A 20403-nucleotide genomic window follows, 5' to 3' on the forward strand; every position below is an offset into this window, starting at 1 on the left:
AGCTACAACCCGAAAGTCGTACGAGCATGGGCTTGATGTCGAGACCGACAGCTTAGCTATTTGGAAGCGCACTATTTCGCGCGCTGGCCCGTCATTTGTTGTCCGACAAGTGTTTACCGGATTCACCTAGCTCTCGCGCCAGTCGGGCGATCCCGCGGAACACCTGCACCGTCGCCAAGGGCGATAAGGCGCCGCACCGCTGCTCGAGGTTGCGATAGATGGCAGCCACGTTGCCTACGATTACCTCTGGACCTTGCCAGCTCGACCACGGGCTCTCACGGAATTCCCGCGAGGTTACCAGCTCGGCGGCCGCCCGGTAGACGCTCAACCCGCGTCGATGTCGGCCTGGGACCTCGGCCTGCAGCCAGCTCCAGTAACTCCTCAGCCCGGCGATATCAGCAGGCGTAGCGAGTGGGCCATGTCCAGGCACGACGGTCTTGGCATTCAGCGACGTGATGGTGTCGAGCGCGGCGATCCAGTTGTCCGCCGGGCCGTCCCACATGATGGGTGTCATGCCGACGAACAGGATGTCGCCGGCAAAGACCACCGACGCGCTGGGCACGTACACCAGAAGGTCCCCGGGAGTATGAGCGGGACCGACTTCGATCAGCTCCACAGCCAGCGATCCAACCGAGAGAGTCGTTGTCCCCGTGAATGTTTGATCGGGCCAGCGCAGGCGCACCCGGCTGAATTCGTAGGGGGCGAAGTTTCTGGCGCCGAACCGGCAGTCAGCGCCGATCGGGCCGGGCAACCACTTGCCGGCGGCGAGAGCCTTCTGGATAAGCGTCAATTCCCGTGGCGATTCGCGATTCATGGCATCCCGGCTCGCCTGGGAGGTGATGATGGTGGCCTCTCGCGGCATCAGCGAGTTGCCCCACCAATGATCGCCGTTGGAATGGGTGTTGATGACGTGCCGAATCGGTGCACGCGAAATGTCTCCATCCGCGGCGTCGAGGAATCTCCGTGCCTGACGGTGATCCCAGCATGTGTCAATGACGGCCGCTTCGTTGCCTCCGAGGACCAATCCGCAGTTGGCTTCGCCCATTCCACCATTGGGTTGCATCCATGCGAAGACGCCGGATTCGAGCTCATGCAGTCCGCCCGCGTAGCGGACCGGTTCGCCCAACAGACTCAGCCCGCTCGCGTTGCTCAACCGCCCGTCTATGTCACCCATACGCATCTTGCTCCTTTCCAACGATCGCTTACATGGCCCTGTGTGGTGCGCTCACTGAGGCGGTCAGCGCCCGCATGACGAAGTCGACGAGGTGGCTCACGAACTCAGCCGTGAGCGGTTGACGAGTGGACAGCACCCGGAAATGAACTGGTGCGATGAGCATTTCGAGCACGAGCGCCGGATCGGTGGCTTGATTCAGCTCACCGCTCTCGATTGCGCGATGGATCATCGGTGCGGCTGCCTGGTAGCGGGCCTGCCAGAACGCGCGTCGGCTCGCCGCGGTGGCGTCGTTGTCGACGACATATGCCATCGTCCGAGTCAGGCTGGCGCCCAACGGAGTTGACAGATAGGCGGACAACGACGCGGTGAACGCGGTCAGGTCGCCGCGCAAGCTGCCGGTGTCGGGGGTGGGAATCACTTGCTCGCTGTGTGCGAGCAAGGTGTCGGCGATCAAGTTCTCCCGGGTGCCCCAGCGTCGATAGATCGAGCTGTCGTGCACGGCTGAGCGCCGGGCTACTTCGGGCACGCTGACCTTGTCGATGCCGCACTCCCGGATGAGGTCCAACGTCGCGGCCTGCACGGCGGCGCGGACGCGCGCCGACCGGCCACCGGGACGCAGGCGGGGTGTATCGGGCGTGGTCACCCCTGTCATCATAAACGCAGAGGGTTTGCATTAGCACTATTTCGCGCCTAACGTTAACGCAGAGATTCTGCGTAAAAAGGAGGCTGGATGGCGTCACGTTCACTGCTGCGCCGGCTGTTCATTTCGGGCTGCGCGCTGACGGGGGCCACCGAGGCGGCCGCGGCGCGACTAGGTACGGCGTTCTTCCTGCCCGCGCTCTTCGTCGACCGGTTCACCCATATGGGTGGCATCGACCCGCAGGTTTTCGCCGCCCAGCTCGAGGCGTGCCGCTCCTTCGGTGAAGCCCGGTGGACCGAGCACTGGGGCGCCATCGCGAACAACCACATGGAAGCCGCCGACGCGGCGCTGGCGGCGCTCGGCGCTCCCCTCGTGCACGAACTCAGTGACCCCGAAGCATCCGTCGATATCGATGCGCTCGGTCAAGCCCTGGCCCCGGCCGCGCTATTCGCCGCCGATCGCGGCGCCATGCCGCCCCCCGACGCCGCGAGACGATTCATCGCCCAGGCTCCCGAGGCCACGACGGCCGTGACAGCGACCGATGAGCTCATCAAAGTCATCACGTACAAGTTCGCCGAAGCCTGGCCCGGCTGGAGCCCGAAACGTCTGCGGGCCCATGCGGTGTCGCAGCGGCTGTGCGAGGTGCTCACCTCAGCGTTGGGGCCGCACGCCAACGGTGTCATCGAGCACGTCAGCATCCCGGTGCCCGGCGGCGACACCGTGCGAGCCACCGTGGCGTTCCCCGCCGGCGCGGACCGGCTCCCAACCATTCTGTGTAGCAACGGCCTTGAGGGAACGGTGCCCGAAATCCTCTTACCCGCTTTGGCCTACCGGCGCCGCGGCTTCGGCGTGCTCTGCATGGAGATGCCCGGCACCTACAGCTACCGACAACCACTCGCGCTCGCCGCCGCCGACGTCTATCGCGCGGTCATCGACTACCTGACCACACATCCCCGCGTCGACGCCGAAAGTATTGGAATGCTCGGCGTCAGCTTCGGCGGTTACTGGGCCACCCGAATGGCCTGCGCCGACAACCGGTTACGCGCAATTGTCGCCAGCGGCGCGCCCAGCCACTACAGTTTCCAAGCCGGCCGCAATATCGGCACACCTGAAATATTCATCCAGACGCTGACCAAGGCCACGCACGCGAAGAACCGTCGCGACCTGCTCACCAAACTCCAGGCACTGTCGCTGAAAGACCGGTACGCGCAAATCACCGCTCCCCTGCTGGTCATCAATGGCGAGAACGACACCCTGTTGGCCACTCAGGACTCCATCGACATTGCTACATGCGCGCCTGGCGGACTGCTCAAGCTGTACCCCGATGATGATCACTGCGCGATGCGGCACGCCCCCGACTGGTTCGAGTTGTCGATGCAGTTTTTCTCCACTCACCTCGCGGCTAGGCCCGTCACCGTGTGACACGCGGCGCGCGCGTGAATGCCGAGCGGCCGTTGCTGGTCCACGAACATTTCGCATTGGCCGCCAGCATCGTCGGGGAAGTGACGCCGCGATCTGTTCGCGGGTGAATCGGCAGCTGAGAGGGCTTTAAACAACTATGCCATCGTGTTACCGGAATTAACACAGACCGACACGCTCAAAGGAATCGTTCGGGGTTGATTAGTCAGCCCCACATCCCGCACTCAAGGAGTTCCCGTGATCGATCGTCGCGCGGCGGCGTCGCTCATCGCCTTACTAGTGGCACTCATTGCCCGCCCAAGCTCACACCCGGCCGCCGACGCAGTGCTTGACAAACACCGGCAAGGGTAAGCAGGTGAACATTCTCCGCGATCGGCTCAACGCCCGCGTCATCTACCCGCCGGGGCAGCGCTGCGAGGGTCTTGGACTGCTTGATGCGTACCCGAAGGATGTGCACGACTGGTATGGCTAACGGAGATGCAGCCCGGGCCCGGATGCAAACGTTTGAGCGACCATCCGGACGAGCCAACGGCTGCTTCCATTACGCCAGCAAATTGCGTTGAAACGCGACTACTTTGAAGGTACCTACTGCAATTTACGGGTGGCCCGGGATGTCTGGCAGACCATCTCGGATGCCGCGCAGATCACCCTGGATGCCTTGCAGCTCGCCCTGGATGCGTTGCAGATCAGGCAGCGCATTCTGCAAGCCCGGCTGCGTGTCGACCGGGCTAGCAAGTTGGTACTGAGGGCAGTACGAAACGATCGCGCCAGTGGCGAACACCGCGCTTTGATTGGCATCCCATATCGACGATCGCTGCACGAAGCTGACCGCCTGCCCGAAGTCGGGTTGGTGCGCCAGGAAGTCGCAAACCGCGTGCCCTTGCGTCATCGCGTATTCCTGGCTGGGAACAGGTACGCCTTCTTGTTTCAACGCGGCGATGAACGCCATGTCGACGACGTCAATCCGCGGAGGGGGTGCTTTCGGCGCAACCGGCTTGGGCGGCGCGGCCGACGGCGGGGTTTCCGGCGCCTGCGCCGATGAATCCTCGTGGTGGGACGCGAATATCACCACCACCGCGGCGGCGACGGCTATCAGAGATAGGGGCAACGCCGCGAAGAGGCCCAAGCGTCGGCGCAGCACGTCGTTCCGCCGGTGAGGCGTCGTGCCGTTGTTGTAGCCCCGCGGCCTGGTGTCCGCCACAATATCGGGTTCCACCGGCGTGGCGAGAGATGCCCCTGCGTCGTGGGCCAGGAGCTCGTCGAGAAGTTGGTCGGCCTCTCGGGACGACGGCTGATGACCCTGCTCGCGGATCGATCGGCGGGCAGCAGCGAGGAGCCGCAATTCTGAGTCGATCGTCTCGCGATCGCGCATATCAGTCAGTTTGATGGTCCCGCGACGTTGTGACAAGTCCCGGGACATCGAGCAAGTTAGGCTGGCCCCGTGAGCAGCCAGCGAGTGCCCGGTGGGGTGGTGCACAAACTGCCCGCCGACCTGCGCCAGGCGCTGATCGCGAACTCCACCGCACTTACCGCGTGGAACGACATCACGCCCTTGGCGCGCAACGAATTCATCTGCTGGGTCGAGGATGCGAAGCAACAGAAGACCCGAGAGCGCCGCATCCGCCGAACCCAGGAAGAGTTGGAAGAAGGCATGCGGAGGCCCTGCTGCTGGCCGGGCTGCACGCATCGCGAGCGCACCGGCAAGTAGCCGCCCTCGACCAACCGCGCTATTTCTTGTCGCGCTTGCGAGACAGGAATTGCCGCATGTGGTGTTGCGGCTCGCCGGTCAGGAATGCCAGGCCGAACTGATCGATGCTGTCCTCGACCGCCCCGTAGACCGTCATGTCGAACCACTTATTCAGCAGGTGCTTTTGTTGTCGCACCGCCTGCGGCCCGAATCCAGTTAGCTTCCTTGCGAGTTCGGCAATGCGCACGTCGAGTTCGCCGGGAGTAGTGACCTCGTGTACCAAACCCCAGCTGGCGGCCGTGTCGGCATCGATCGTCTCGCCGGTCAGCAGTAGCCACGCCGCGTGCGAGGCGCCGATCAGCTTCGGCATTAGCGCCGAGTGGATGACCGACGGGATTCCGACCGCCACTTCCGGCATTCCAAACTTGGCCCCCGCCTCTGCAATTCGCAGATCGCACGACATTGCGATCTCCAAACCGCCGCCGAGGCACCAGCCCGCAAGCCGGGCGATAACAGGGACTGGGCATTCGCGGATCGCTTCGCACAGGTCCGCGAGCCGGCGGATGAACGCCTCGCCGCTGGACCGGTCCAGGGTGACCATCTCGTTGATGTCGGCACCGCCGATGAACGCCTTCTCACCCGTTCCACGCAACACCACGACCCGCACGTCACCGTCCTGGCCGACGGCACGGAATGCGTCGGTCAGCTCCGAGATAGCGCCGCTGCCAATGATGTTCAGCGGCTTCGAGTTGATCAACTCGATGGTGACCACGCCGCCGTCACGAGCGAGCTGGACGAAGCGCCCGTTCATGGGCGCCGCAGTCCGTTGCGCTGCTCGGCGTCAGTACAGCGGGACCCAAACACCGAAGAACCAGTATCCCCAACCTCCGTACTGCCAGTTGAAGACCGGGATGACGGTGAAGGTGTTGTACTCGAACGGTCCGAAGTCGCTCTGCGCGTAGACCACGTCGCGGTCGCGCGGTCCGTCCCACGGCCGGTTCCAGCCGCCCGGGGGCGGCGGACCGTCCCAGCCGCCCGGAGGCGGTGGGCCGTACCAGTTGGGAGGCGGGTGATGGGGAGGCGGGCCGTCGTTCCAGCCGTACCCTCGTTCCCGCGGCGGCAGCGGCGCGCCGCGGCCCGGGATGCTGAAGCCAACGCTCGCGTCGATGGGGCCACCGATTTCCGCGCTGCCCCGTGCGATTTCTCCGCGCGGCGGGATGTACGCCGGGTGCGGAGGCTGAGTGCTCGGCGGATTCAAGGCCTGACGCTCAGTTGGGCCGGACGACGTGCTGGTATTTGCACCCGGCGTCGTCGTCTGCGCGCTCGTCGACGTCGTCTGCTCGCTTGTCGACGTGGTCTGCGCGCTGGTCGACGTGGTTTGCGCGCTGGTCGACGTGGTCTGCGCGCTCGTCGACGTGGTCTGCGTGCTTTGGGTGGTCTGCTGCTCGGTGCTCTGAGTGGCCGGCGTCTCCGTGGTTTGAGACGCGGGCGGAGCCGTGGTTTGGGCCGGCGCCGTGCTGTGGGTGGGCGCCGGCGCGGTGGTTGCCGGAGCCTGCGGGTTCTGTCCGGCCCCACCGGAAACCCCACCACCGCCGGAAATCCCGCCGCCGCCGGAGACCCCGCCACCGCCGCCACCGCCACCGTGGCAGTTCGGGCACGGCGGCGGCGGGTCCATCGGCGCGGAGTTCGCGAACCCCGGATTCAACGTCAGCGCGGAGATGCCCAAGCCCGCCGCGACCGCCGCCGCGCTGACGACACGTTTCCTAGACATAGCTGCGTCCCCTCTGGGGCTTCGGGCCCCGACGATGTCTGACTAGCCCCCTACGGGCAGGTCACCTGTATCTCGAACGACTTGGTCACCTGCTTCGGCTGCTGCCGGTTGCTCATGTCGGCACCCGTGGCCGTGCCCTTGATCGCATACGACTTGCCGTTGACCGCGGCTCCGGCGTTGGCGCCCTGGTTATTCGGTGCGGCATCCGAGAATCCGAGCGAGATGCCGTTGACGCTGCCCAGCCCGACCGAATGGACGATGGGCGGATTGTCGTTGCTGACCACCGCGCCGACGCCGGCGGTCGGATCGCCAATGCCGATAGTGGTGTTGGCGCCCGCCGGGGTGCACGTGACGGGCCCGCTGACGTTCTGGTTCTGCCCGTCCACGATGACCTGCGGGCCGGCCGGCGCTGAGCTCGACGACGCACCCGTATTGGACTTGTTGCTCGAACAGCCGGCGCAAGCCGCGACCACCATGGCCGCGCCGGCGACGCCGACTACGATCCCACGCTTTAGCACTGGTCTCCTTCGTCTCGCTGGTCCCGGACTCGTCATCCAGACCTCGTCAACAATGGCAGACCCTACCGGTCGCCCTCGGACGGGCCGCACGATGCCGCCCCGCGAATACCCGATGCCCCACGTTTAGGGCAGTATTCGCAAACCCCATCTGCCGAGCAGTGGATTCACGAGCGCGAAGTATGTCGTGTTGTCGTCGCCCTCCGGCGAAGACATCAACAGACCGACCGCGCTCACGGTGCCGTCGGCGTTTTTCACGAAGCCGGGACTGCCGCTGTCCCCCTGGAGGCTGTACACGCTGGCTTCGATGACGTCGCCCTCGATGCCCGTGACGGCGCCGCAGGTCTCTCCGGTGACCGCACCGACCTTGCAAAACGGTATGCCCACCTTGATTTGGGGAAGGCTCAGCACATCCCGCACCGGATACCTGCCGCCGACATCACCCACCGGGGCACCGACGTTCGGGTCGAGGAGGATGATCGCGGCGTCCCGCTTGTCGCCTTCCTGCTCGCTGGCCGAGATCCTGCCCAGCGGGACGTCGTTCCCGTAGGTCCACACCGAGCCGTCGTGAGCGTCGCAGTGTCCGCTCGTCATGAGGAAGTAGCTGCCGTCGTTGCCTTGTGCCGCGAAACCCGCTGTGCACGAGCTGCTTTCGTCTTGAACCTGGACGCCCGGCGTCAGACCTGGGTCTGGGCGCGCCGGGCTCGCCAACACCGTCGCGGAGATCGCCACGACACCGACCCCGCCGAGTCCCCGTAACCACGGTTTGGCCATGGCGCTCTCCTTCAGGCATGCCGGTGTGAACCGTCAGATGATCTCATCCGGAGACGCGCCGCGTGGGGGTTTCCGCCGCGTCAGGGAAGAATGTGCAAGCCCCACTTGGCAAGTAGTGGATGCACGAGTGTGAAGTACGTCGTGTTGTCGTCGCCGTCGGGCGAGGACATCAAGATTCCGACGGCGCTCACGGTGCCGTCGGCGTTTTTGACGAAGCCAGGGCTCCCGCTGTCGCCGTTGAGGCTGTACACGCTGGCCTCGATGACGTCGCCCTTCTCGCCTTTGACGACGCCGCAGGTCTCACCGGTGACCGCGCCCAGTTTGCAGAAGGGCATGCCCACCCGAATCTGTGGGAGGCTCAACACATCCCGGACCGGATACCGGTCACCGACATCGCCCGTCGGCGCTCCGACGCTCGGGTCCAGGCGGATAATCGCGGCGTCCCTGGTGTCGCCCACCTTCTCGCTGGCGGTGATCATCCCGAGCGGACGATCCTCCCCGTAGGTCCAAACCGAACCGTCGTGCGGATCGCAGTGTCCACTGGTGAGCAGGTAGTAGCTGCCGTCGTTGTCCTGCGCCGCGAAAGCGGCTGTGCACCCGCCGGTTCCGTCGGCAACGTGCATGCCCGGCATGGGGCGTGACGCCAAGTCCGGGTCCGCCGCCGCTGTCCCGGCGACCGTCGTCGCGGCCACGATCACGGCACCGACCAGCCCCGGCGCCCGCAACCACCGAAAGGTCACGCCGTCCTCCTCCAGTTGTGTCCGCAGCATGCTAGCAGTGTGCGGCGCCTTCTACCTGGCGAGAGAAACGGGAACGCGGCGGAAGGTCGGGTGAGCTTTCCAAGAATTTCGCAAGGATTCCTCAAGCGCATGGGCTGACGATTCAGCCGTGACGCCGACGACAATCGAACAAGCTCGCGCCAAGGCCCATCCCGCCAGGCTGGCTTCCAGACTCTGGCTGATCACGGTGGCGTGCACACTGCTCCCGGTGATGATCACCCTGGACGCCACGGTCGTGAACGCGGCGCCGCGGGCTTTGAGCGGGCGATTCGGCTCGACGGGGGCCATCGCGTGGTCGGTGACCGGCTACACCTTGGCGATGGCGGCGGTGATCCCACTTGCCGGCTGGGCCGCACGCCGGGTGGGCGCGAAACCCCTATTCCTGGGTTCGGTGCTGTTGTTCTCCTGGGCATCCCTGCTGTGTGTGCAGGCCCCAAATGTCGGTCTGCTGGCGGTCTTTCGGGCATTCCAGGGACTCGGCGGTGGCATGCTGATACCGCTCTTGCTGATCATCCTGGCCCACGCCGCCGGACCCGAAAGACTGGCCCGGGTGCTGGCGATCAGCATGGTCCCCATCTTGCTGGCGCCGATCTGCGGGCCGCAGGTCGGCGGTTGGTTGATCGACTCGTTCGGCTGGAAGTCGATCTTCCTGATCAACATCCCGATCGGGGTTCTCACCTTGATCGTCGCGGGATTCGTTCTCCCCGAGGATGTTCCGTCGGCCAGCGATCGCTGCGCGATCGTCACCCCGCCTGGTCGACGCGCCGGGTGAGGAAATCCAGCACGGCGCCGGCGAAAATGTCGTTGCGGTCCCCGGCAACCATGTGCCCGGCGCCGCGCACGTCGGTGAACTCGACTTGTGGGAAACGCGCGAGAAATGCGTCGGCACTCTCCTGGCTGACGAGGTCACTCATCTGACCCCGGATCAAGAGCATGGGCACGCCGTCGCGCAGGATCGCATCGACGGCCGCGTGCATGCGATCGGCGTCGGTGACCTCGAATGGGGGAAACGGCGCTGTGCCGCTGATGAATTGCGGATCCCAATGCCAATACCAGCGGTCGCCCCGCCGGCGCAGATTAGCGGTCAGACCGTCCAGATCGGTCGGTCGGGGCCGGTGCGGGTTGTACTCGGCGATCGCGTCGGCCACCTCTTCGAGAGAGGCGAATCCCGATTCCACCCGATCGGCCATGAAGTTGTGTATCCGCGTCGCCCCGGACTGCTCCATGTTCGGCACGATGTCGACCAGGACCACCGCGCTGGCGATGCCCGGTGAGAGCTCGCCCGCGAGCAGCATCGAGGTGAATCCGCCCAGCGACGCGCCAACCAGAACCGGTTGTGGCGGCAGGCTCTCCAGAACCTGTTGGACGTCGGCGGCGAAGCTGACGACACGATAGTCGCCGTCGCTGGACCAGTCGGACTCGCCGTGACCGCGTAGGTCGATCGTGACGGCCTGCCACCCGCGCCGGGCCACAGCGGCAGCCGCGCGGGCCCACGAGCGTCGGGTCTGCCCACCGCCGTGCAGGAAAACCACGGCGCGCGCGTGGGGATCGCCCCAGCGATCCGCGACGATACGAACCCCGCCCGGCCCGTGGGTCGAGAACTGCTCTGGTGCGGTCGCCATCAGGAGATCGTAAGACGGCCCCGCCCAGGGGATCAGGCCCGCCGCGGCGCCTGGGCTCCGCGGAGCCGCTAAGCGAGACGCTTACACTCCTGTGATGCATCCCGCGCAGGCGACGCGCACGCTGACCAAAATCCCGGTTGTAGTGGGGATTGTCGTCGTCGTGCTGCTCGGCGTGCTCGCGATTCCGGTCAAACAGCGGTGCGGCGCGCCCGGTTATTCGTGCGCGACCGCGTTGGATACGCGGGGCTACGTGCACTACTACTACGAGGTCGAACCGCTCGGCGTGTACCTCGCCGAGTTCGCCACGGGCTCGAACATCCGCCTCTGCTACTCCTCGGGCGAGGACCTCGTACCGGCTCGGTGACGAGTTGGCGTCGATTTCGGCGGCCGAGTGGCCCGCCCGAGACCTTTCCGAGACGCGCCCACACCCGACGGGGGCGTAGCCCCGCCAAACGTGCTGGTAGTGGGAAGATTGGCGCCGCCGATTTCGCCATTTGCGGCGGGTGAGCCTGCCCACAGTCGGCCGCTCGGCGGCCTTCTCGATTGGGGGCTTCACAGCAAGCTAACGCATACTTGACCTCATGCTTTTAGCGCCGTCACCGCAAACCGCAGTCGCGGTAGCGAGTGCTGCGCTGGATACGGGCCGGGGTTTGTGATGGCGCGCTCGGGCGGGGCCCATCGCCGCCACCGAGCCGTTCGTCAGCCATCAGCAATTCGCAAAGGGCTGGCGCGCAGCTTCATGTCGCTGGTCTCGGTCGGGGCCATCCTGATGACCGGGGCAGGCTACTACGTCGCTCACGGGGCGCTGGGCGGCATCACCGTCTCGGACGCCCTAAGCCCCGACGATCCACGATCCAGCGGCGACAACATGAACATCTTGCTCATCGGCCTGGACTCCCGAAAAGATCAGGACGGCAACGACCTGCCGTCGTCGATTTTGCGGCAGCTGCACGCCGGCGATTCCGACGACGGTGGCTACAACACCAACACGCTGATACTCGTGCACGTCGGGGCCGACAACAAGGTGACTGCCTTCTCGATCCCCCGCGACGACTGGGTGCCGTTCAACGGGGTTCCGGGCTACAACCACATCAAGATCAAAGAGGCCTACGGGCTCACCAAGCAGTACGTGGCGCAGAAGCTGGCCAACCAGGGTGGGAGCAGCCAGCGGGAGCTCGAGACCCGCGGCCGCGAAGCCGGCCGTGCCGCGACCCTGCGCGCGGTGCGCAGCCTGACCGGCGTGCCGATCGACTACTTCGCCGAGGTCAACCTGGCCGGTTTCTACGACTTGGCGCAGACCCTGGGCGGCGTGGACGTGTGCCTGAACCACGCCGTCTACGACTCGTATTCCGGTGCGGATTTCCCGGCCGGCCCCCAGCGGCTGGACGCGTCGCAGGCACTCGCGTTCGTCCGGCAGCGTCACGGCCTGGACAACGGAGACCTGGACCGTACGCACCGGCAGCAGGCGTTCATCTCCTCTGTCATGCGGGAACTGCAGGATTCGGGGACCTTCACGAACTTGGACAAGCTCAAGGGCCTGATGGCGGTGGCGCGCAAAGACGTTGTGCTGTCGACGGGTTGGGACGAGGACCTGTTCCGCCGCATGGGTGAACTCGCCGGCGGCGGCAACGTCGAGTTCCGGACGCTGCCCGTGGTGCGCTACGACAACATCAACGGGCAGGACGTCAACATCATCGACCAGGCCGCGATCAAAGCCGAAGTGGCCGAGGCGATCGGCGCCGCGCCCGAGACGACCACGCCGGCCACCACGGCGAGCAAGCCCAGTCCGTCGACGGTCGTCGACGTCGTCAACGCGGGCAGCATGAGCGGCGCGGCCAGTGAGGTGTCCCGCGCGCTGAAAAAGCGCGGCTACACCGCCGGCCAGGTCCGCGACCGCCAATCCGGCGACCCGACGTCCACCACGATCCAGTACGGCGCGGGCGCCGAAACCGACGCGCACAACCTGGCCACGCTGCTCGGCCTCGACGCCCCCAAACAACCCGACCCCAGCCTGCAGCCCGGCCACATCCGCGTGACCGTGGATACCACTTACTCGATGCCCGCCGCCGACGACACCAGCACCACCGACGAGACCACCACCACCACGACGACCACCAAGACGAATCGCTACGGGTACGCCACCAGCACCTATCCCACGCCCGATCAGGGCAAGCCCATCGGCGGCGGCGGGGTGCCCTGCGTTAACTAGCCGCGATCGGGCTAGGCGTGGGTACCGCCGTCGATGCGAATTTCGGTGCCGGTGATCCAGGCGCCGTCGTCGGACACCAGCATCGCGATCACGCCGGCGATCGCAGAGGGCTCGGCCATCCCGGCGCCACTGGATTCGACCGTCGTGGGCAGGATCGGCATGAGGCGGGGGAACAACGACCAGTCGGCGTCTTTGGGTATGTATCCCCCAGTCGCGTCGGTGATTCCGGACTTGATGCTGCCGGGCGCCACGCAAGCCGCACGCAGACCGTCCTTCGCGTATTCGAGAGCCAACGAATGGGTGAAGGCCTGGATTCCGCCCTTACTCGCGGCGTAGGCCGCCATGTAGGGATGGGCGAACGAGGCCGACGTGGAGCTGAAGTTGACGATCGCGCTGCGCGAATTCCCCAGCAGCGCCGGAAGCGCCTCGCGGACCACCAGAAACGTTCCGGTGAGGTTGATACCGACGATCCGATTCCACAGTTCGAGGCTGGTCTCGTGGGTGTGCGCGGCCCGCAGGACGCCGGCGGCGTTGACCAGCGAATCGAGGCCGTCGAGTGTCTGAACGGCCCAGCACACGCCGTCGATCACCGAATCCTCGCTACCGACGTCCATCGGCATGGTGGTGAGGCGGTCAGCCGTTCCGGCCTCCTCCGCCTGGGTCTGGGTGGCGGCCAGCCCGTCTTCCGCGACGTCTGAGGCCACGACCCTGGCCCCTTCTTCGAGCAACCGCAACGCGGTGGCCTGACCGATGCCTGACGCCGCGCCGGTCACCAGGATCCGCTTGCCCTCGAGTCGGTTCATCTAGCACATCTTTCACCAAGACCCCCTAAACGCGGCATGGTGGACGGCATGGAGATCGGATTCATCGGCCTGGGGAACATGGGCCACGGCATGGCGACGAACCTGCTGACGGCGGGTCACCAGATCACCGTCTACAACCGCTCGCCAGCCAAGGCGGAGCCGCTCGTCCAGCGGGGCGCGACCGCGGCGCGCAGCGTGGCCGAAGCCAGCACCGGTGAGGTCGTGTTCACGATGCTCTCCGACGACGACGCCGTCGAGGAGGTCGCGTTCGGTGCGAACGGCCTTGTGGCTTCGCTGGCCCCCGGTGCCACCCACGTGTCGTCGAGCACGATCAGCGTGGCGCTGTCGGAGCGCCTGGCGGCCGCGCATGCCGAAGCCGGACAACGCTATGCCGCGGCGCCGGTGTTCGGTCGGCCCGAAGCCGCTTCTGCCGCAAAGCTTTTCGTCATCGCCGCGGGCGCCCCGCAGGTGCTGGAGCCGTTGGTTCCGCTCTTCGACGCCATAGGGCAGCGGACCTTCGTGGTCTCCGATCAGCCGTATACCGCCAATCTGGTGAAGCTGAGCGGTAACTTCCTGCTCGCGTCGGCGATCGAGTCCGTCGCCGAGGCCGTCGCGTTGGTCGGCAAGGCCGGGGTGGACCGGCAGCAGTACGTCGACATCCTCACCTCGACGTTGTTCACCGCGCCGGCCTATCAGACCTACGGCGGGCTGATCGCGCGTCGGGAATTCGAGCCGGCGGGGTTCGCGTCGCGCCTCGGTCTCAAGGACGTCCGGCTGGTGCTCGCCGCGGCCGAGGGCCTGCAGGTGCCGCTGCCAGTGGCCAGCGTGCTGCGCGACCGTCTGCTCACGCTCGTCGCAACGGGTGGCGGGCACCTGGACTGGTCGGCGCTGGCCACGCTCGCGGACCGCGACGCGGGCCTGACGTCAGACGACTCCGCGTAGCCCGTCGGCGCCGAACGCGGGTTCCAGCATCGCGGAATAGTCGGGTCCGCGGCGCAGCATCATGCCGCCGTCGGCGTTGATGACCTGGCCGGTGATATAGCTGGCGGCATCGCTGAGGAGAAACATCGCGAGGTTGGCGATGTCCTCGACCTCACCGGGCCGAGGCAGCGGCGTGCACACGCGATAGTCCTCGCTGACCTCCGGCACAGCGAACACGGGCGCAACCAGATCCGTGCGGATCAGACCCGGGCGGATGCTGTTGACCCGCACCCACGAGGGTCCGAGTTCGTCGGCGGCCAGTTGCATCATGTGGTCGATGGCGGATTTGCTGACCCCGTAGGCGCCGAACCACCGGTGGGTGTTGCTGGCCGCGATCGACGAGATCCCGACGAACGAACCCCCGCCGCCGCGGACCAGTTCACGCGCCGCGTGCTTGAGCACGTACATGGTGCCGTTGACATTGAGGTCGACCGTGCGCCGCCACGCCTCCGAGTCGATCTGGGTGATCGGCCCGATGGTCTCCGAGCCGCCGGCGCAGTGCACCACACCGTGTAGCCGGCCGTGCCAGGCCGTCGCCGCGTCCACCGCGCGGGCGGCCTCGTCCTCGCTGGTGACGTCGGTGGGTTCATATCGGATGGAGCCGTCGCCCTGCAGCGCTTCGATGTCTTCGACGGCGCCCGCCAGCCGGTCGGGATTGCGGCCGACGATCATGACCGAGGCACCGGATTTGACCAGCCCCGCCGCGACGCCCTTGCCGATTCCGCTGCCACCGCCGGTGACCAGATACGTCCGGTTTTCGAAAGAAAGCTGCACGCCGCGCCCCTTCACGCCAAAACTGAAACACGTTCTAGCAATAGAACCATGCGGGCGGACGAGCTGTCTGCTAGGGCGTATCGCGACGGGCCAGTTTCGTCGGTTTCGCGTTGCGCCAGTCCTCGACATCCGGCGGCTGGCCGACCGCGTACCTGTTCTCGTTGTGGGCGGCCCAGTGCGCGTGCCCGAGCTCGTGGATGTGGAACGCGTGCCGCAACGCCTCGGTGAATCCCATTGCGTCGGAGGCGGCGTTGACCGAGTCCTTGACGAGCAGCGCCGCCATCGTGGGCCGGTCGGCGATGCGCCGGGCGAATTCCAAAGTCTTGTCCGCCAGCTCATCGACCGGGAATACCTTCGACACCATGCCAAGCCGATAGGCATCGTCGGCGTCCAGCGCATCACCGGTCAGCAGCAGCTCCTTGGCCTTACGGGGGCCGAATTCCCAAGGGTGACCGAAAAATTCGACGCCCGGCATCCCCAGGCGCGCTGCGACCACATCGCTGAACTTTGCATTATCGGCGGCGACTATCAGATCGCACGCCCAGATCAGCATCAGGCCGGCCGAGATCGCGTTGCCCTGCACCTGGGCGATGGTGATCTTGCGCAAATCGCGCCAGCGGCAGGTGTTTTGGAAGAAGTAGTGCCACTCCTGCAGGTAGATCTTCTCCGCGATGGGGTCGCGGGTCCCGCCGTTGATTCGGAAGCTCGGCAGCTGGCTGCGCTCGGCGATGGCCAACTCCGAGCCCAGGTCGTGACCCGCGGAGAAGTTTTTGCCGCGCGCCGCCAGGATCACCACCCGAACGGTGTCATCCGCCTCGGCGCGCAGGAACGCCTCGTCGAGTTGCACCAACAGGCCGCGGCTCTGCGCATTGTGGGCCTCGGGCCGGTTGAGCCAGATCCGCGCGATGCGACCCTCGTCGAGGGTTTCATAGGCCACCAGCTCGTCGGCGCCGGCGTCGGCGTTGGTCGCCTGGGTGCCGGCCTGGTCGGAGACAGTCATTCCGCCCACCTACCTTGTTGTCGGGCTCGTTACAAGTTGACATCGATCCGTAAATGCCCGAATCGACTCTTTGCAGCTTACGGCCAGTGCCGAGCACAGTCATCGCTGGGTTGATCCCAACCCGCAACGATGCCCATACTGCGACTACCTGCGGGCAAATATTCGCGTCGCATAGAGTTATGTCATGCCTACGAAATCTGATCCTGGCGAACTCGGCGATGTGGAGCCGCTGGCTGACAGCACCGCCAGCCAGGCCAGGCGTGTCGTCGCGGCCTACGCCAACGACGCCGACGAGTGCCGCATTTTCTTGTCCATGCTCGGTATTGGACCGGCGAAACTCGACACCTAAATGGCTCCCAAGGGAGGCCAGAACTCGAAAACTAGGCACTACGGCGATTCCGACTTCGTGGTGGTCGCCAATCGGCTGCCCGTCGATCTGGAGCGGCTGCCCGACGGCACGACCTCGTGGAAACGCAGCCCGGGCGGCTTGGTCACCGCACTAGAGCCGCTCCTGCGCCGCCGGCGCGGGGCCTGGGTCGGCTGGCCGGGCGTGGTCGACGATGTCGTGGACGTGGTCGACGAGCCCGTCACGCAGGAAGAACTGCAACTTCACCCGGTACGCCTGTCCGCCGACGACGTCGCCCAGTACTACGAGGGCTTTTCCAACGCCACGCTGTGGCCGCTGTACCACGACGTCATCGTCAAGCCGCTCTACCACCGCGAATGGTGGGAGCGCTACGTCGACGTCAACCGGCGCTTCGCCGAAGCCGCTTCGCGCGCCGCCGGCGAGGGCGGCACGGTCTGGGTCCAGGACTACCAACTGCAACTGGTCCCGAAGATGCTGCGCACGCTGCGGCCGGACGTGACCATCGGTTTCTTCCTGCACATCCCGTTCCCGCCGGTGGAGCTGTTCATGCAGATGCCGTGGCGCACCGAGATCATCGAGGGGCTGCTCGGCGCCGACCTGGTGGGCTTCCACCTGGCCGGTGGTGCCCAGAATTTCCTGTTTCTGTCCCGCCGGCTGGTCGGGGCCAACACCTCGCGGGGAGCGGTGGGCGTGCGGTCGCGGTTCGGTGAGGTGGAGCTGGAGTCTCGTACCGTTCGCGTCGGCGCCTTCCCGATCTCCATCGACTCCGGCGCGCTCGACCACACGGCCCGCGATCGCAACATCAGGCACCGCGCCCGCGAGATCCGCGCCGAACTCGGCAACCCCCGCAAGATCCTGCTCGGCGTCGACCGGCTGGACTACACCAAGGGCATCGACGTCCGGCTGAAGGCCTTTTCCGAGCTGCTCGCCGAGGGTCGCGCCAAACGCGACGACACCGTGCTGGTGCAGCTGGCGACGCCGAGCCGCGAACGCGTGGAGAGCTACCAGATTCTGCGCAACGACATCGAACGCCAAGTCGGCCACATCAACGGCGAATACGCCGAAGTCGGCCACCCGGTGGTGCACTACCTGCACCGCCCGGTGCCGCGCGAAGAGCTCGTCGCGTTCTTCGTCGCCAGCGACGTCATGCTGGTCACGCCGCTGCGCGACGGGATGAACCTGGTGGCCAAGGAATACGTCGCCTGCCGCAGCGACCTCGGCGGCGCACTAGTGCTGTCCGAATTCACCGGAGCGGCATCCGAACTCCGGCAGGCCTATCTGGTCAACCCACACGACCTCGAAGGGGTCAAGGACGCGATCGAGGCGGCCCTGAACCAGCCGGTCGAAGACGGGCGGCGCCGGATGCGCGCGTTGCGGCGCCAAGTGCTCGCCCACGACGTAGACCGCTGGGCGCGGTCGTTTCTCGATGCGCTCGCCGAGGCGAATCCCCATGACGCCAAGTAGCGGCCGCGCACCCATGGTGTTGCCACCCAAACGCTGTGATACTCGATGCAGCGTGAAGGGAGGGGCACTGTGAATCTGCGTCGCGCGCTGGCCGCGGGCGCCGGCATCGTCTCGGCAGTTGCAATCGGAATCGCGCTGGAGTCGGGCGACCCGGCGCACGCGGTGGGGCCGCCCGCGGATGGCAACTACAGCTTCAACGAGGCCGGTGTGTCGGGGGTTACCTGGACGATCACGGCACTGTGCGACCAGCCATCCGGAACCCGCAACATGAACGACTATTCCGACCCGATCGTTTTTGCGATGAACTGCGCTCTGAATGTCGTGAGTGCGACGCCCGAACAGATCAGCCGCGCGGACAAGTTGCAGAACTTCAGCGGCAGGGCGCGCTACTCCAGCATGCTGTGGACCTTCAAGGTGGATAAGAGCGACGGCGTGTCATGTCCGGGCGGCGGCACCGCGCCGTCCACCGAAACCTACGCGTTCAGCGACGAAACCATGAGCGGCACCCACACCAGCCTCCACGGTCCGGTCTGTGGGATGCAGCCAGAGATGAAGAAGCAACCGTTCTCGCTGCAGCTGACCGGGCCGCCACCCAGCCCGATCCAACGTTATCCGTTGTACTGCAACGGCATTGCGATGTGCTACTGAGCTTTCGTCGTTAGCGGCGCACCCGAGCGGGTGTGCTCTAGTTTCAGAATTTGATAGCGCATGTGCTATCAAATTCGGGCGCGACTAGCCCGTGCCCTTCAGGACGGCCGGTCCGGCGGCCGACCGGACGTCCAGGTGACATGCATCGTGCTACGACTGATTCTCCACCCTGCGGGGAGTTGCACAAAATCGGCCTCACTCCAGGTGCCCGAGCTGAACAGATCGCCTTCGGGGTGAACGTGATGGTTGACCTGGTTCCAGCGGGCCGATGCCCCAGAGCCGCTGGGACTCGCATCGACCAGGTAGTTCAGGCCGAGGTGCTGGGTCCGGGCGAAGCGCAGCACGCCGCGGCGTGTATTCGCCAGGATCCCGTCGATCCCCTCGGCATTCCCGATCGGAAATGCAACGGTCGCATCCTCGGTGAAAAATCGACGCGCCCAGTCCTCGTCGAAGTTGCGTTCGTCCAGTGAGCACAGGTATCGATCGACCAATTCGGCGATCTCGCTCTTGATCCCAATGTCCATCCGCCCACGCTAAAACCTCAACAACACTTGAGGTCAAGTCGCAGCGCTAAATCGGCGTGATGTAGGCGATCAGCCATTGCTTGCCGACTTTTTTGAAGTCGACGCGCAATCGGCTGCCGTCGTAAAGCGGTTGGCGTGACTTGTCATTCACGGTGCGGTTCATGTAGACCATCACCGATCCCGAATCCCGTGTGGCAGTCATGACGCCGACGCCGACGACGTTGGCCTGGACCACCACCTCGCGCTTCTTGGCCTCGGGGATGATCTGCGTGTTGGCGCTCTTCTGAAACTCCGCGCGATATTCGGGAGTCAGCAACGGGTAAGCGGCCGAGAGGCTGCGTTCGACGGTCTGGTAGTCGTAGGCGAAGACCTCGGGTACCCGCTTGGCCGCCAGGCCAGGCAACTCCGCGCGTGCGGCCGCCTCGCCGCGGGTCTCCACCCGCTCCCAGTAGAACCATCCTGCCGCCGCGGACAACCCGACCACGAGCGCAATCGACAGGGAGGCCGCGACGGCCGTCAGCCACCTCCGAAAACGGGGCCAGGGCACCCGACGCATCTAGTTGCCCCCGTCGGGATACTTCAGGTCGTACCCGGTCATCCGGCCCTGCTCGTCCTCGTGCACGATCACCCGCAGCCGATACGGCATGGACGGCTTGTTGACCCCGTCGATGTCGGCCACCGTGACCCGTACCGATACCAGCACCGAGGCGTTGTCCGTGACCGCGTCGACGCCTTCCAGGGCGGCGCCGTTGATGACGGCCTCCGACGTCGCGTTGGTCGAGCGGAAGATGCCCTTGAGGTTCTCGATGTTGTTGTTGGCGCCGAGCATGCCGCGCAGCGGTCCGCTGGTGCCGTTGTAGAAGCGGTTCACGCTCTCGTCGATGTTGTCCTGCTTGTAGCTGAACATGTTGACCACCGTCTGCGTCGCGGTGTCCACGAAGCGTTGGTCGCGGGCTTGCGCCGCTTCGGCGTGCCGCTGTTGGACGAGCATGAACGCCAGGCCGGCCGCCAACGCCCCGATCGCCACCAGCGCGGCGGCAAAGGAGATCCAGCCGACCAGGACGCGGTTCGGCCGCCGCCGCGGTGGCGGCTTGACCGATTTGAGGGCCTTGACGGGCGTCGCGGACCGCTTCGGCCCGTCCGATACGTTGACCCGAGCGGTGAAGCCCTCGTCCGAGGCGCCCTTCGCCGGGCCCGCCGCGCGCGATGCGCGCCGTCGAACTCGCTGAGTCGTTTCGGTCACTGCAGCCCC

Annotated in this window: 24 protein-coding genes; 9 read left to right on the forward strand and 15 right to left on the reverse strand. The window is 65.9% G+C overall.

Going from position 1 to position 20403, the window contains the following annotated elements; translation table 11 throughout:
• Nucleotides 1-91 precede the first annotated feature (91 nt).
• Nucleotides 92-1174 (reverse strand): MBL fold metallo-hydrolase, encoded by a 1083-nt coding sequence (locus tag A5745_RS11985; RefSeq protein WP_076116160.1) that lies wholly within the window; start codon nt 1172-1174, stop codon nt 92-94.
• 28 nt (nt 1175-1202) lie between these two features.
• On the reverse strand, nt 1203-1817 hold the full coding sequence (locus A5745_RS11990; RefSeq protein WP_083662900.1) for a TetR/AcrR family transcriptional regulator: 615 nt from the start codon (nt 1815-1817) through the stop codon (nt 1203-1205).
• Nucleotides 1818-1904: 87 nt separating this feature from the next.
• Between A5745_RS11990 and A5745_RS11995 the strand changes: the two genes are divergently transcribed.
• Nucleotides 1905-3236, forward strand: a complete 1332-nt coding sequence (locus A5745_RS11995) for a S9 family peptidase (protein WP_076116161.1) — start codon at nt 1905-1907, stop codon at nt 3234-3236.
• A gap of 592 nt (nt 3237-3828) precedes the next feature.
• Here A5745_RS11995 and A5745_RS12000 read toward each other — a convergent pair.
• Nucleotides 3829-4605, reverse strand: a complete 777-nt coding sequence (locus tag A5745_RS12000) for a DUF732 domain-containing protein (protein ID WP_076116162.1) — start codon at nt 4603-4605, stop codon at nt 3829-3831.
• A 69-nt stretch (nt 4606-4674) separates the two neighbouring features.
• Here A5745_RS12000 and A5745_RS12005 point away from each other — a divergent pair, with 69 nt between their 5' ends.
• The gene (locus A5745_RS12005) at nt 4675-4941 is read left to right on the forward strand and encodes a YdeI/OmpD-associated family protein (RefSeq protein ID WP_076064264.1); all 267 of its coding nucleotides are present in this window, start codon (nt 4675-4677) and stop codon (nt 4939-4941) included.
• Between the two features lie 19 nt (nt 4942-4960).
• Here A5745_RS12005 and A5745_RS12010 read toward each other — a convergent pair whose 3' ends face one another.
• From A5745_RS12010 to A5745_RS12030, 5 genes are all read right to left on the reverse strand, one after another.
• Nucleotides 4961-5731: an enoyl-CoA hydratase gene (locus tag A5745_RS12010; RefSeq protein WP_076064263.1), complete on the reverse strand. Its 771-nt coding sequence runs from the start codon at nt 5729-5731 to the stop codon at nt 4961-4963.
• 30 nt (nt 5732-5761) lie between these two features.
• Nucleotides 5762-6691: an MAP_0585 family protein gene (locus A5745_RS24690; RefSeq protein ID WP_076116163.1), complete on the reverse strand. Its 930-nt coding sequence runs from the start codon at nt 6689-6691 to the stop codon at nt 5762-5764.
• Between the two features lie 50 nt (nt 6692-6741).
• Complete coding sequence (locus tag A5745_RS12020) at nt 6742-7167, reverse strand: lipoprotein LpqH (RefSeq protein ID WP_254848561.1); 426 nt, start codon at nt 7165-7167, stop codon at nt 6742-6744.
• Between the two features lie 165 nt (nt 7168-7332).
• Nucleotides 7333-7980 carry a S1 family peptidase gene (locus A5745_RS12025; protein ID WP_076116165.1) on the reverse strand — a complete coding sequence of 216 codons (648 nt, stop codon included), beginning with the start codon at nt 7978-7980 and terminating at the stop codon, nt 7333-7335.
• An 80-nt stretch (nt 7981-8060) separates the two neighbouring features.
• Nucleotides 8061-8720 carry a S1 family peptidase gene (locus A5745_RS12030; protein ID WP_076064355.1) on the reverse strand — a complete coding sequence of 220 codons (660 nt, stop codon included), beginning with the start codon at nt 8718-8720 and terminating at the stop codon, nt 8061-8063.
• Nucleotides 8721-8868: 148 nt separating this feature from the next.
• Here A5745_RS12030 and A5745_RS12035 point away from each other — a divergent pair, with 148 nt between their 5' ends.
• Nucleotides 8869-9531 carry an MFS transporter gene (locus tag A5745_RS12035; protein ID WP_076116166.1) on the forward strand — a complete coding sequence of 221 codons (663 nt, stop codon included), beginning with the start codon at nt 8869-8871 and terminating at the stop codon, nt 9529-9531.
• On the opposite strand, the gene A5745_RS12040 is transcribed toward A5745_RS12035, so the two are convergent.
• Nucleotides 9503-10381 carry an alpha/beta fold hydrolase gene (locus tag A5745_RS12040; RefSeq protein WP_175879812.1) on the reverse strand — a complete coding sequence of 293 codons (879 nt, stop codon included), beginning with the start codon at nt 10379-10381 and terminating at the stop codon, nt 9503-9505. The two genes, A5745_RS12035 and A5745_RS12040, sit on opposite strands and share 29 nt — an antisense overlap.
• Before the next feature lie 94 nt (nt 10382-10475).
• On the opposite strand from A5745_RS12040, the gene A5745_RS12045 reads away from it, so the two are divergent.
• Both A5745_RS12045 and A5745_RS12050 read left to right on the forward strand, forming a co-directional pair.
• Nucleotides 10476-10745: a hypothetical protein gene (locus A5745_RS12045; RefSeq protein WP_170874549.1), complete on the forward strand. Its 270-nt coding sequence runs from the start codon at nt 10476-10478 to the stop codon at nt 10743-10745.
• Nucleotides 10746-11036: 291 nt separating this feature from the next.
• A complete protein-coding gene (locus A5745_RS12050) occupies nt 11037-12590 on the forward strand; it encodes an LCP family protein (RefSeq protein ID WP_076116167.1) in 1554 nt (517 codons plus the stop codon).
• 11 nt (nt 12591-12601) lie between these two features.
• On the opposite strand, the gene A5745_RS12055 is transcribed toward A5745_RS12050, so the two are convergent.
• On the reverse strand, nt 12602-13393 hold the full coding sequence (locus A5745_RS12055) for an SDR family NAD(P)-dependent oxidoreductase (RefSeq protein WP_076116168.1): 792 nt from the start codon (nt 13391-13393) through the stop codon (nt 12602-12604).
• Between the two features lie 48 nt (nt 13394-13441).
• On the opposite strand from A5745_RS12055, the gene A5745_RS12060 reads away from it, so the two are divergent.
• Nucleotides 13442-14335 carry an NAD(P)-dependent oxidoreductase gene (locus tag A5745_RS12060; RefSeq protein ID WP_076116278.1) on the forward strand — a complete coding sequence of 298 codons (894 nt, stop codon included), beginning with the start codon at nt 13442-13444 and terminating at the stop codon, nt 14333-14335.
• Here the strand turns inward: A5745_RS12060 and A5745_RS12065 are convergent.
• Nucleotides 14318-15148 (reverse strand): SDR family oxidoreductase, encoded by an 831-nt coding sequence (locus A5745_RS12065; protein ID WP_076116275.1) that lies wholly within the window; start codon nt 15146-15148, stop codon nt 14318-14320. The two genes, A5745_RS12060 and A5745_RS12065, sit on opposite strands and share 18 nt — an antisense overlap.
• Before the next feature lie 70 nt (nt 15149-15218).
• Complete coding sequence (locus tag A5745_RS12070; protein WP_076064350.1) at nt 15219-16148, reverse strand: enoyl-CoA hydratase; 930 nt, start codon at nt 16146-16148, stop codon at nt 15219-15221.
• 184 nt (nt 16149-16332) lie between these two features.
• On the opposite strand from A5745_RS12070, the gene A5745_RS24370 reads away from it, so the two are divergent.
• From A5745_RS24370 to A5745_RS12080, 3 genes are all read left to right on the forward strand, one after another.
• Nucleotides 16333-16497, forward strand: a complete 165-nt coding sequence (locus A5745_RS24370; RefSeq protein ID WP_139329559.1) for a hypothetical protein — start codon at nt 16333-16335, stop codon at nt 16495-16497.
• The gene (locus A5745_RS12075; protein WP_076116169.1) at nt 16498-17979 is read left to right on the forward strand and encodes a trehalose-6-phosphate synthase; all 1482 of its coding nucleotides are present in this window, start codon (nt 16498-16500) and stop codon (nt 17977-17979) included. It abuts the gene before it with no gap.
• A gap of 69 nt (nt 17980-18048) precedes the next feature.
• On the forward strand, nt 18049-18627 hold the full coding sequence (locus tag A5745_RS12080; protein WP_076064255.1) for a hypothetical protein: 579 nt from the start codon (nt 18049-18051) through the stop codon (nt 18625-18627).
• A 98-nt stretch (nt 18628-18725) separates the two neighbouring features.
• Here A5745_RS12080 and A5745_RS12085 read toward each other — a convergent pair whose 3' ends face one another.
• From A5745_RS12085 to A5745_RS12095, 3 genes are read right to left on the reverse strand one after another with little or no spacing between them, the layout of a single operon-like run.
• Nucleotides 18726-19151, reverse strand: coding sequence for a nuclear transport factor 2 family protein (locus tag A5745_RS12085; protein WP_076116170.1), 426 nt, complete (start codon nt 19149-19151; stop codon nt 18726-18728).
• A gap of 46 nt (nt 19152-19197) precedes the next feature.
• Entirely contained in the window at nt 19198-19698 is a 501-nt protein-coding gene (locus A5745_RS12090; protein WP_371336923.1) for a mammalian cell entry protein, read from the reverse strand.
• Between the two features lie 9 nt (nt 19699-19707).
• Nucleotides 19708-20394 carry a mammalian cell entry protein gene (locus A5745_RS12095; protein ID WP_371336924.1) on the reverse strand — a complete coding sequence of 229 codons (687 nt, stop codon included), beginning with the start codon at nt 20392-20394 and terminating at the stop codon, nt 19708-19710.
• Nucleotides 20395-20403: the final 9 nt, after the last annotated feature.

This window comes from Mycobacterium sp. IS-2888, from assembly GCF_001954215.1.
In the GTDB taxonomy this organism is placed as follows: domain Bacteria; phylum Actinomycetota; class Actinomycetes; order Mycobacteriales; family Mycobacteriaceae; genus Mycobacterium.

Excerpts from the sequence above, each read along its gene's own strand:
- A5745_RS11985 (WP_076116160.1), bottom strand. The coding sequence starts at position 1,174 with ATGGGTGACATAGACGGGCGGTTGAGCAACGCGAGCGGGCTGAGTCTG.
- A5745_RS11995 (WP_076116161.1), top strand. The coding sequence starts at position 1,905 with ATGGCGTCACGTTCACTGCTGCGCCGGCTGTTCATTTCGGGCTGCGCG.
- A5745_RS12000 (WP_076116162.1), bottom strand. The coding sequence starts at position 4,605 with ATGCGCGATCGCGAGACGATCGACTCAGAATTGCGGCTCCTCGCTGCT.
- A5745_RS12010 (WP_076064263.1), bottom strand. The coding sequence starts at position 5,731 with ATGAACGGGCGCTTCGTCCAGCTCGCTCGTGACGGCGGCGTGGTCACC.
- A5745_RS24690 (WP_076116163.1), bottom strand. The coding sequence starts at position 6,691 with ATGTCTAGGAAACGTGTCGTCAGCGCGGCGGCGGTCGCGGCGGGCTTG.
- A5745_RS12020 (WP_254848561.1), bottom strand. The coding sequence starts at position 7,167 with ATGGTGGTCGCGGCTTGCGCCGGCTGTTCGAGCAACAAGTCCAATACG.
- A5745_RS12025 (WP_076116165.1), bottom strand. The coding sequence starts at position 7,980 with ATGGCCAAACCGTGGTTACGGGGACTCGGCGGGGTCGGTGTCGTGGCG.
- A5745_RS12040 (WP_175879812.1), bottom strand. The coding sequence starts at position 10,381 with ATGGCGACCGCACCAGAGCAGTTCTCGACCCACGGGCCGGGCGGGGTT.
- A5745_RS12045 (WP_170874549.1), top strand. The coding sequence starts at position 10,476 with ATGCATCCCGCGCAGGCGACGCGCACGCTGACCAAAATCCCGGTTGTA.
- A5745_RS12050 (WP_076116167.1), top strand. The coding sequence starts at position 11,037 with ATGGCGCGCTCGGGCGGGGCCCATCGCCGCCACCGAGCCGTTCGTCAG.
- A5745_RS12055 (WP_076116168.1), bottom strand. The coding sequence starts at position 13,393 with ATGAACCGACTCGAGGGCAAGCGGATCCTGGTGACCGGCGCGGCGTCA.
- A5745_RS12060 (WP_076116278.1), top strand. The coding sequence starts at position 13,442 with ATGGAGATCGGATTCATCGGCCTGGGGAACATGGGCCACGGCATGGCG.
- A5745_RS12070 (WP_076064350.1), bottom strand. The coding sequence starts at position 16,148 with ATGACTGTCTCCGACCAGGCCGGCACCCAGGCGACCAACGCCGACGCC.
- A5745_RS24370 (WP_139329559.1), top strand. The coding sequence starts at position 16,333 with ATGCCTACGAAATCTGATCCTGGCGAACTCGGCGATGTGGAGCCGCTG.
- A5745_RS12075 (WP_076116169.1), top strand. The coding sequence starts at position 16,498 with ATGGCTCCCAAGGGAGGCCAGAACTCGAAAACTAGGCACTACGGCGAT.
- A5745_RS12085 (WP_076116170.1), bottom strand. The coding sequence starts at position 19,151 with ATGGACATTGGGATCAAGAGCGAGATCGCCGAATTGGTCGATCGATAC.